Source organism: Kineosporia rhizophila, assembly GCF_021277265.1.
Taxonomy (GTDB): Bacteria; Actinomycetota; Actinomycetes; order Actinomycetales; family Kineosporiaceae; genus Kineosporia; species Kineosporia rhizophila.
In genome coordinates this window covers 226,874-236,540 of record NZ_JAJSOH010000011.1, presented here as the reverse complement: position 1 = coordinate 236,540, position 9,667 = coordinate 226,874, and the positions used below count along the sequence as shown (strand labels likewise).

Here is a 9,667-nt window from a genome sequence, read left to right as displayed (position 1 = left end):
GCGAGCTACGGCGGGTGGCACCGCGTCCGCCAGTCGGGGCCGCCGATCCAGAGGAAGTGTGGGGAGAGCCGCCCTTCTGACCGCAGCTTCGGCGACCAGGAGCAGATGGACCACCCCAGCGCGGATACCTAACAGGGACACCTAGCGGGGCAGGTTGCCTCCGGACAGGGTGCTCCCAGGCAGATTCACTCCTGGCCCAACTTCACTCCTGGCCCGACTTCACTCCTGGCTCAACTTCACTCCTGGCCCGACGCCTCACGCTTTCGCCGCTGGCGCCTGGTCTCCCCAACGCTGCCGGTGCTCGGACCCGACTGGTGCGAGGGGTGCTCATCCGGCTGGACGTCATCCCTCGGGCTGGAGGCATTCCGATAGCCAACCGCACCGGTGTAGCCGGCCGGACCGGCGTTTCCGGCCGGACCTGTGTGGCCAGCCGCACCGGCATGGTCGGCCGGACCGGTGTAGCCAGCCGGACCGGCTTGGTCCGCATCGACGTAGCCAGCCGGATCGGCGTAGCCAGAACGATCCGGATAGCCAGCAGGGTCGCGGTAGCCGACGGGCTCCGGACCACCAGCAGCACCGCGGTAGTCAACAGGCTGCGGACCACCAGCAGCACCGCGGTAGCCGACGGACTCCGGGCCGCCAGCGGGATCGCGGTAGCCAACAGGCTCCGGACCACCAGCAGCACCGCGATAGCCAACAGGCTCCGGACCACCAGCAGCACCGCGATAGCCAACAGGCTTCAGATCGCCAGCAAGCTCCGGATTGCCGGCAAGCTCCGGATGACCAGCAGGGTCCGCGTAGTCCACTCCATCCGAATAGCCGACCCCACCTGCATATCCGGCCGCATCGCCGTAACCCGCCCGGCTGCCGGAGCCGGCACGGTCACCGTCCTGCTCACCCCGCTCAGCCCGCTCAGCACCACCCAGCTCAGCCCCACCCAGCTCAGCCCCACCCCGCTCAGCACCACCCAACACCCCAGCCGGCTCCCTCGAAGAAGCCACGATCACCGCCGCCACCGCCGTGGTGACCGGGATGGACAGGATCAGCCCGATCGCCCCGACCAGCGTCCGCACGATCTCCTCGGCGAGCTGGCCACCGGTGAGCACCTGACCCAGCGGCTGGTGGTAGAGGTCGATCAGGATCAGCGTAGGCATGGCCACACCGGCGTAGGCGAAGGCGATCGTGTACACCGTCGAGGCCAGGTGGTCCCGGCCCACGCGCATCCCGCTGACGAACAACTCTCGGAAACCCAGCTCCGGCGCATGGGCCCGCACCTCCCAGACGGCCGAGGCCTGGGTGATCGTCACGTCGTTCAGCACGCCCAGCCCGGCCACGATGATGCCGCAGAGGATCACCCCGGACAGGTTCGTGATCCCGGTCAGCTGGGCCAGGGTGTAGTTCTCCTCCGAGCTCAGGCCGTTCAGGTGCCCAATGTCGGAGGCCCACTGCGCCAGTCCGGCCATCAGGGCCAGGCCGAAGATCGTGCCCAACAGGGCCGTGGTGGTCTTCGCCGACACCCCGTGGGCCAGGTAGAGCACCACCGTCATGACCGCGATCGAGCCGACCATGGCCACCGCCACCGGGTTCTCGCCCAGCCGCAGGGCCGGGAGCATGAACTTGACGGCCGTGACGTAGCTCAGCGCAAGACCGAGGATGGCGGCCAGACCACGCAACCGCCCCACCGCCACGACCAGCACTGCGAAGGCCACGGCGAGCAGCACCAGCGGGAAGGACCGGGAGAAGTCGACCCAGGCGTAGACCGTGCCGTCCTCCAGCGCCTCCGGGTTCACCGTGGCAGCGTCAGCACTTTCGTCCACCAGATCGCCTGGATACCGCGCGACCCGGACGCCGTCCCCCGGGCTGATCCCGGCGCGATACACCTGCGGCGGGATCTGCACCGTGACGGTCTGCCCCTCGTCGGGCCCGGCATCGATCCGCGCGTCCACCGATGCGCAGAGGGCCGTGGCCGGAATCGAACCGTCGGGCAGACGATCGCTGGAGGAGCCCTCGCACTCGAAGGCCGCTGTCTTGGTGACGGTGGCCGAGTACACGTCCTCCGAGACCTCACCGAGCGCGGCCACCGACTCGGCGACCGGTGGTGTGCCCGTGGGCCAGAGCATCACCAGGCCGACGAGCGTGGCGACCAGCATCGGCACGAGGACCACCAGAAGCCAGGTGAGCGCACGCCGGCCGATCCTGAAGTCGTCGCTCCCTGAACCGTGACCGTGATGGGAGCCCATGACAGCGAACCTATTGAGAACGCTTTTCACTGTCCAGGCGACGCCGGGTGTCCAGGGCCGGCAAGAGGTGCCCCGGACCGCGCCACCGGGGACGGTCGGCCCAGCACGACCTGACCAGGAAAGCCAGTCCGAACCCGACCGTTCGTCGACAAATTGCCTCCGCACCGTCGCCTGCCGCCTTGGTTTACCGCTAACGTCCTTTACCGATAAACCTGGCAAACATGCAGGTCAGCCGGAGGCGCCAAGGACGGCGCCCGGACAAGGAGGTCGTCCCGGTGAAACAACGACGAATGGTCGCCGGGGGCGCGTTCGCCCTTACTGCGGCCCTGCTGGTGAGCGCCTGCAGCGGCGGCAGCGACTCCTCGGGCAGCAGCAGCGAGGAGGTCGACACGGCCCCGAAGGGTGAGGGCCAGACCCTGACCATCTGGCACTACGAGAACGACGCCAGCGCGATGGGCATCGCCTGGGAGAAGGCGATGGAGAAGTTCACCGCCGAGACCGGGGCCAAGGTCGACTTCCAGCTCAAGAGCTTCGAGCAGATCAACACCTCGGCCAGCCAGGTGCTCAACTCCGACGCCGCCCCCGACGTCATGGAGTACAACAAGGGCAACGCCACCTCGGGCCTGCTGTCCAGCCAGGGCCTGCTGACCGACCTGAACGGCGCGGTCGAGGCCTACGGCTGGGAGGACAAGCTCGCCCCCAGCATCCAGACCACGGCCAAGTACAGCGACCTCGGCGTGATGGGCAGCGGCAACTACTACGGCGTGCCCAACTACGGCGAGTACGTGCAGGTGTACTACAACAAGGAACTCTTCGAGGAGAACGGCCTCGAGGTGCCGACCACCCTGGACGAGTTCACCCAGGTGCTGGAGGCGTTCAAGGCCAAGGGCATCACTCCGCTGGCCGAGTCGGCCACCGAGTACCCGCTCGGCCAGCTGCTCTACCAGCTCGCGCTGACCAAGGCCGACCGCCAGTGGGTCACCGACTACCAGACCTACACCGCCCCGGCCGACTTCCACGACGAGGCCTGGACGTACGCCGCCACCACCCTGAAGGAATGGGTGGACAAGGGCTACATCTCCAAGGACTCCACCGGCCTGAAGGCCCAGGACGTCGGGGACGCGTTCATCGCCGAGAAGTACCCGATCTTCTTCTCCGGCAGCTGGTGGTACGGAACCTTCACCACCGACGCCAAGTTCGACTGGGGCACGTTCCTGTTCCCTGAGGCGAAGCTGTCGCCCGGGTCGTCCGGGAACCTGTGGGTCGTGCCGGAGAACTCCGACGCCAAGGACCTCGCCTACAAGTTCATCGACATCACCATGTCGCCCGAGATCCAGAACCTGCTGGGCAACAACGGCGGGATCCCGGTCGCGGCCGAGGAGTCGGCGATCGAGGACGAGAAGTCCAAGGAACTGATCCAGAACTTCAACACCCTGACCGAGCAGGACGGCCTGGCCTTCTACCCGGACTGGCCGGCCCCCACGTTCTACGCCGACCTGAACTCCTCGCTGCAGGAACTGGTGAACGGCACCAAGTCGGTGGACGAGGCGCTCGACCAGATGCAGGCCGACTACGACAAGGGCATCAAGGAGATCGCGGGGTGATCAGAGAACGCGGCCGGGCGGGCTACTGGCTCTACCTGATCCCGGGCGCCGCCCTGCTCACCCTGATCGTCGTGGTGCCGCTGGTCTGGAACGTCTACCTGAGTTTCACCCGGTACCGCGGCATCCGGCCGCCGATCTGGACCGGACTGGACAACTGGCGGGAACTGGCCCAGGACAGCGCGTTCTGGGCCAGCTTCCAGCACAGCGTCGCCATGGTCGTGGCCATGGTGGTCCTGCCCACGCTGTTCGGCCTGGTGCTCGCCTCGCTGCTGTTCGACCTGGTCGGGCGCCGGTTCAACGGCAAGGTGGCCGGGCTGCTGCGGGCGGTGTACTACCTGCCGCAGATCCTCCCGATCGCGATCGCGGCGATCGTGGTCGGGTGGATCCTGCGGCCCGGTGACGGCGCGCTGAACGAGCTCCTGACCGGGATCGGCCTGGAGGGCCACAACTGGCTGGGCAGCCCCGACACCGCTCTGCTCTCGGTGGGCGCCGTCCTGGTCTGGATCCAGATCGGTTATCCGGTGGTGGTGTTCATGTCGGCGCTGCAGCGGATCGACCCGCAGCTGTACGAGGCGGCCGAACTCGACGGGGCCAACTGGTTCCAGCGGTTCCGGGCGATCACCCTGTCCGGCATCCGTCCGGAGATCTTCGTGGTGGTGCTCACCTGCACGGTGGCCGCGCTCAAGGTGTTCGGCCCGGTCTACGCGCTGACCCGGGGTGGGCCCGGCGACTCCACGGTGGTGCCGAGCTACTACGCCTACACCGAGTTCTTCACCGCCCAGCGGGTCGGCTACGGCGCCACCATCGCCACCGCCCTCACCGTGGTCGTGCTGATCGTTGCCGTGTTCTTCGTGCGGGCCCAGTTCCGCCTGGCCGCCGAGGAGGAGCGATGAGCCTCAATCAGTCAGAAATACGAACTACGGACGAGGCGAGCCTCACCGAACGCGTTCTTCCGCAGAACAAACGGCGGCGCCGGACCGGCCTGGAATGGTTCGCCCTGGGCTTCACCGTCCTGGTCGCCGTGGTCATGGCCGCTCCCCTGCTGCTGGTCCTGCTGAACGCGGTGAAGTCTCCGCAGGACTTCGCCGAGGGCGGCCCGCTGAGCTTCCCGACCGAGATCTACCTGGACGGCATCAAGACCTTCTGGAACGCGGTCAACTTCCCGCAGAAGGTCTGGAACAGCATCCTGATCTCCAGTGCGGTGGCGGTGTTCGGGGTCCTGATCTCGATCCTCAACGCCTACGCGCTGGGCATCGGCCGGATCAAGGGACGCATGTGGGTCCTGGTCGCCTTCCTGCTGGCGACCATCGTCCCCCAGGAGGCGCTGCTCTACCCGCTCTACATCATGTTCAAGGACGTCGGCCTGTACGACACCGTCTGGTCGGTGGTCATCGTCTTCGTGGTGATCCACGGGGCTTTCGGCACCTACCTGCTGGCCAGCGTGTTCGGCGCGTTCCCCCGGGAACTGCTGGAGGCGGCCCAGCTCGACGGGGCCAACCGCCGGCAGATCCTCTGGCGGGTGGTGGTGCCGGTCTGCCGGCCGACCCTGGCCGTGCTCGCCGTGTTCTTCTTCATCTGGACCTGGAACGAGTTCCTGATCCCGTTGTCCTTCCTGGTCAGCGAGCAGAACCAGACCGTCCAGGTGGGCATCGCGACCCTGCAGGGCGAGCGGATCATGAACGTGACCACGATCAGCGCCTCGGCCCTGCTCGGGATCGCGCCGACCCTGATCTTCTTCCTGCTCTTCCAGCGCACCCTGACCCGCGGCCTCACCGCCGGTGCGATCAAGTAACGACGAAAGGGCTGTCATACCGATGAGATTCACCGACGGCTACTGGCACACCCGCGAGGGCGTCAACGCCACCTATGCCCGCGAGGTCTACGACGTCGAGGCCACGCCGGACACCCTGACCGTCATCGGCGCCACCAAGGTGGTCAACCACCGCGGGGACACGCTGAACGCGGCCGTGCTCACGGTGACCCTGAGCGTCGCGGCCCCCGAGGTGATCCGGGTGCGGGTGTCGCACCACACCGGAGGCAGGGAGCTGCAGCGGTTCGAACTGAACACACCAGAGGACGCCGGTGGCCAGGCGGAGTACGACGGCACCACCGCGGTGCTCCGGTCGGGTCGGCTGGAAGCCCGGCTGGAGCGGGGCACCCCCTGGAACCTGACCTTCCTGTTCGACGGAAAACCGATCACCAGCAGCGGGAACCGTTCGCTCGGCCTGATGCAGACCGAGGGGAAGACCTACCTCCACGAGCAGCTCAGCCTCGGCGTGGGCGAGGCGATCTACGGCCTGGGTGAGCGTTTCGGCCCGCTGGTCAAGAACGGCCAGACAGTGGACGTTTGGATGGCCGACGGGGGTACGTCCAGTGAGCAGGCCTACAAGAACGTTCCTTTCTACCTGACCAACCGTGGCTACGGCGTCCTGGTCAACGAGCCCGGCCTGGTCTCGTTCGAGATCGGTTCCGAGGCGGTCGAGCGCGTCCAGTTCTCGATCGAGGGCGAGTCGCTCGAGTACCTGGTGATCGGCGGTCCGGAGCCGAAGGACGTGCTGGACCGGTACACCGCGCTGACCGGCCGCCCGGCCGAGGTGCCGGCCTGGAGCTACGGCACCTGGCTGTCGACGAGTTTCACCACCGACTACAGCGAAGAGACGGTCAACCACTTCGTCGACGGCATGATCGAGCGGGAGATCCCGCTCAGCGTGTTCCACTTCGACTGCTTCTGGATGCGCGAGTACAGCTGGACCGACTTCACCTGGGACCCACGGGTCTTCCCCGACCCGGTGGGCATGCTGAAGCGGCTGAAGCAGAAGGACATCCGGGTCTGCGTCTGGATCAACCCGTACATCGGCCAGCGCTCGGTGCTGTTCGACGAGGCCTCCGAGGCCGGCTTCCTGCTGAAGCGCCCGGACGGCAGCACCTTCCAGACCGACCAGTGGCAGGCCGGGATGGGCCTGGTCGACTTCACCAACCCGGACGCGGTGGCCTGGTACCAGGGCCACCTGCGCCGGCTGATGGCCGAGGGGGTGGACGCCTTCAAGACCGACTTCGGCGAGCGGGTGCCCACCGACGTGGTCCATCACTCCGGGGGCGACCCCGAGCGGCTGCACAACCTCTACACGCAGAACTACAACCGGGCCGTGTTCGAGGTGATCGAGGAGGTCAAGGGACGCGGCGAGGCGGTCGTGTTCGCCCGCTCGGCGACCGCCGGGGGCCAGCAGTTCCCGGTGCACTGGGGCGGCGACAACACCGCCACCTACATCTCGATGGCCGAGACCCTGCGCGGGGGGCTGAGTCTGGGCCTGTCCGGCTTCGGCTACTGGAGTCACGACATCGGTGGCTTCGAGGGCACGCCGGACGCGACCCTGTTCAAGCGGTGGACGGCGTTCGGCATGCTGTCCAGCCACAGCCGGTTCCACGGGAACAACTCCTACCGGGTGCCGTGGCTGGTCGACAGTGGCTCAGCTGACAGCGAGGGCGAGTACGGCGCGGTGGCGGTCACGCGCAAGTTCGCCCGGCTCAAGTCCCGCCTGGCGCCCTACCTGCTGGCCGCAGGCCGGCAGGCACACGTGAGCGGCACCCCGGTGATGCGGTCGATGATCCTGGAGTTCCCGCACGACCCGGCCGTGGCCTATCTGGACCGGCAGTACATGCTCGGCCCCGACCTGCTGGTGGCGCCGGTGTTCGACCCGGAGGGCGAGGTGGAGTACTACCTGCCCGAGGGCGAGTGGGTCCGCCTGCTCACCGGCGAGAAGGTCACCGGCGGCCGCTGGCTGCGGGAGCGGCACGAGGTGGACTCGCTGCCGTTGCTGGTGCGCCCCGGCGGCGTGGTGGCCCTGGGGGCCAGCGAGGAACGGCCGGACACCGACCACCTGGAAGGGCTGACCCTGGTGGTCAACCCGGGCAATGCAGACGGCACTGCCGACGACTGGGAGCGCCGGGTGGATATTCTCACCGGTCATGGTCCGGGAGTGGGGTTCACCGTGCGCCGCGGCGGCGACGAGATCGTCGCCGAGTCGGAGGCCGGCACCGACTGGGGTATTGCTCTGCCCGGCGGCGAGCGGGTCGCCGCAGAGAACGGACGGGCAGTGCTGCGGTGAAGTCTGAGCCTCCGGCCCGTCGTCCGACGATCTACGACGTGGCCAAGGAGGCGGGGGTCTCGCACCAGACGGTCGCCATGGTGCTGCGGGGGCAGGGCAAGTTCCGTCCGGAGACGCTGCAGCGGGTCTCGGCAGCGATCCAGACCCTGCGCTACCGCCCCAACACCACGGCCCGGGCCCTGGCCACCAGCCAGGCCAACCGGATCGGGGCGCTGGTGTTCGAGCTGCAGGAGGTGGGTCCGAGCAAGACCGTGCAGGGTGCCACCCAGCGGGCCGCCGAGGCCGGGTACCTGCTGGAGATCGTCAGCCTGCACCCGGGTGACGAGCAGGCGATCCAGCGGGCGCTCGGGCTGCTCGACCGGGCCGACGTGGCCGGGCTGCTGGCGTTCGCGCCGGTGGACCGGCTGCTGGGCAAGGCCGACGCGCCGTCCCTGATCAGTGTGCCGATGGTGATGGAACTGGAGCCCGACCCGGGCCAGGGGGCGACGCTCAGCGAGCGTGGGATGGCGCTGGTGGCAGAGCATCTGGCCGGGCTCGGCCACCGCCGGGTCGCCTACCTGGGTGGTTCGCCCACCTGGCTGGCGGCCCGGCGGCGCTCGGAGGCGGTCCGGGCGGCCCTGGCCCAGCACGGTCTGGAACTGGTGACCGAGCTGGCCGGGGACTGGTCGGCCGCCTCCGGCGCCCAGGCCGTGCGGGAGCTCGGCCCGCACCAGCTCGGCGAGATCACGGCGCTGGTCTGCGGCAACGACCAGATGGCCCTGGGCGCGCTGCTGGCCCTGGACGAGCACGGCATCGACGTGCCCGGCCGGATCAGCGTCACCGGGTTCGACGGCATCCCCGAGAGCGGCTACCTGCGCCCGCCCCTGACCACCGTGAAGGTGGACTACGCCCGGCACGGGCGGGGGCTGGTGGACACCCTGCTGGCCCGGATCGGCAAACCGGCCAGTGATCCCGGCGAGACCGGCGCCGGGTCCGACGACACCGAGTTGCTGATCAGACGGAGCACCGCCCCGCCCTACGTCCACCCCTAGGAACTGAACTTCTGACGCCCGGTCACCGCCGACGTCACCAGGTCGTTCTTGGCCAGCGCGCGGCCGGACCGGGCCGCGTCCGTCCACTGGTCCACCGTGGCCACCGCCGCGAAGTTGGCGTTGAACAACGTCATCAGCGTGGTGTGCAGGTCCTGCGCGCTCACGTGCCCGGCCTCGTTGGCCAGGTGGGTGGCCCCGGTGGCGTCGGACAGGATCTCGGCGGTGAACCCGAGCCCCTCGGACTCGACCGAGGAGGCCAGGTCGCAGTTGTGGGTCATGTAGCCGGTCAGGGTGATCGTGTCGGCGCCCTGCTCGCGCAGCCAGTCGGCGAGACCGGTTCCGGCGTAGACACTTCCGAACTCCTTGGTGAACCGCTTGCTGTCCCCGACGAGGGCCTCGATCTCGGGGTGCAGCTGCCAGCCGGCCGAGCCCTCGGCGAACACCGGGCTGTCGGCCGGGGCGGTGTGCTGGGCGTAGGCGATCGGCAGACCGAGGTCCTGGGCGGTCCGGATGACCTGGACGATCTGCTGGAGAGAGGTCTCGCGCGGCGGGTACTGGATCTCCAGCGGACCGTCGAAGTACTCCTGCTGGACGTCGACCACGACCAGGGCGCGCTTGGGGGTGCTCATCGTTAGCTCCTTCTCGTTCGGCGTTACCAAGAGCTTCACGCCTGACCGGGGCCCTGA

Annotated in this window: 7 protein-coding genes; 5 read left to right on the top strand and 2 right to left on the bottom strand. The window is 68.4% G+C overall.

Translation table 11 applies throughout. From position 1 onward, the window contains the following. Nucleotides 1-236 precede the first annotated feature (236 nt). Nucleotides 237-2,240, bottom strand: coding sequence for a YibE/F family protein (locus LWF15_RS18330; RefSeq protein WP_232812059.1), 2,004 nt, complete (start codon nt 2,238-2,240; stop codon nt 237-239). 290 nt (nt 2,241-2,530) lie between these two features. Between LWF15_RS18330 and LWF15_RS18325 the strand changes: the two genes are divergently transcribed. The 5 genes from LWF15_RS18325 to LWF15_RS18305 are packed head-to-tail and all read left to right on the top strand — an operon-like array spanning nt 2,531 to nt 8,981. Then, nucleotides 2,531-3,844, top strand: a complete 1,314-nt coding sequence (locus LWF15_RS18325) for an ABC transporter substrate-binding protein (RefSeq protein WP_352396609.1) — start codon at nt 2,531-2,533, stop codon at nt 3,842-3,844. Continuing rightward, the gene (locus LWF15_RS18320) at nt 3,841-4,737 is read left to right on the top strand and encodes a carbohydrate ABC transporter permease (RefSeq protein WP_232812057.1); all 897 of its coding nucleotides are present in this window, start codon (nt 3,841-3,843) and stop codon (nt 4,735-4,737) included. The genes LWF15_RS18325 and LWF15_RS18320 overlap by 4 nt, the downstream gene beginning before the upstream one ends. Further along, nucleotides 4,734-5,636 (top strand): carbohydrate ABC transporter permease, encoded by a 903-nt coding sequence (locus LWF15_RS18315; RefSeq protein WP_232812056.1) that lies wholly within the window; start codon nt 4,734-4,736, stop codon nt 5,634-5,636. Before LWF15_RS18320 ends, LWF15_RS18315 begins: the two co-directional genes overlap by 4 nt. A gap of 22 nt (nt 5,637-5,658) precedes the next feature. Then, nucleotides 5,659-7,950, top strand: coding sequence for an alpha-xylosidase (gene yicI / locus LWF15_RS18310; protein WP_232812055.1), 2,292 nt, complete (start codon nt 5,659-5,661; stop codon nt 7,948-7,950). Then, nucleotides 7,947-8,981, top strand: coding sequence for a LacI family DNA-binding transcriptional regulator (locus LWF15_RS18305; protein WP_232812054.1), 1,035 nt, complete (start codon nt 7,947-7,949; stop codon nt 8,979-8,981). Before yicI ends, LWF15_RS18305 begins: the two co-directional genes overlap by 4 nt. On the opposite strand, the gene LWF15_RS18300 is transcribed toward LWF15_RS18305, so the two are convergent. Continuing rightward, nucleotides 8,978-9,610 (bottom strand): isochorismatase family protein, encoded by a 633-nt coding sequence (locus tag LWF15_RS18300; RefSeq protein ID WP_232812053.1) that lies wholly within the window; start codon nt 9,608-9,610, stop codon nt 8,978-8,980. The genes LWF15_RS18305 and LWF15_RS18300 overlap by 4 nt on opposite strands. Between the last annotated feature and the right edge of the window lie 57 nt (nt 9,611-9,667).

What these genes read in the sequence shown, in the direction of transcription:
- LWF15_RS18330 (WP_232812059.1), bottom strand. Translation starts at nt 2,240, where the DNA reads ATGGGCTCCCATCACGGTCACGGTTCAGGGAGCGACGACTTCAGGATC.
- LWF15_RS18325 (WP_352396609.1), top strand. Translation starts at nt 2,531, where the DNA reads ATGGTCGCCGGGGGCGCGTTCGCCCTTACTGCGGCCCTGCTGGTGAGC.
- LWF15_RS18315 (WP_232812056.1), top strand. Translation starts at nt 4,734, where the DNA reads ATGAGCCTCAATCAGTCAGAAATACGAACTACGGACGAGGCGAGCCTC.
- yicI (WP_232812055.1), top strand. Translation starts at nt 5,659, where the DNA reads ATGAGATTCACCGACGGCTACTGGCACACCCGCGAGGGCGTCAACGCC.
- LWF15_RS18300 (WP_232812053.1), bottom strand. Translation starts at nt 9,610, where the DNA reads ATGAGCACCCCCAAGCGCGCCCTGGTCGTGGTCGACGTCCAGCAGGAG.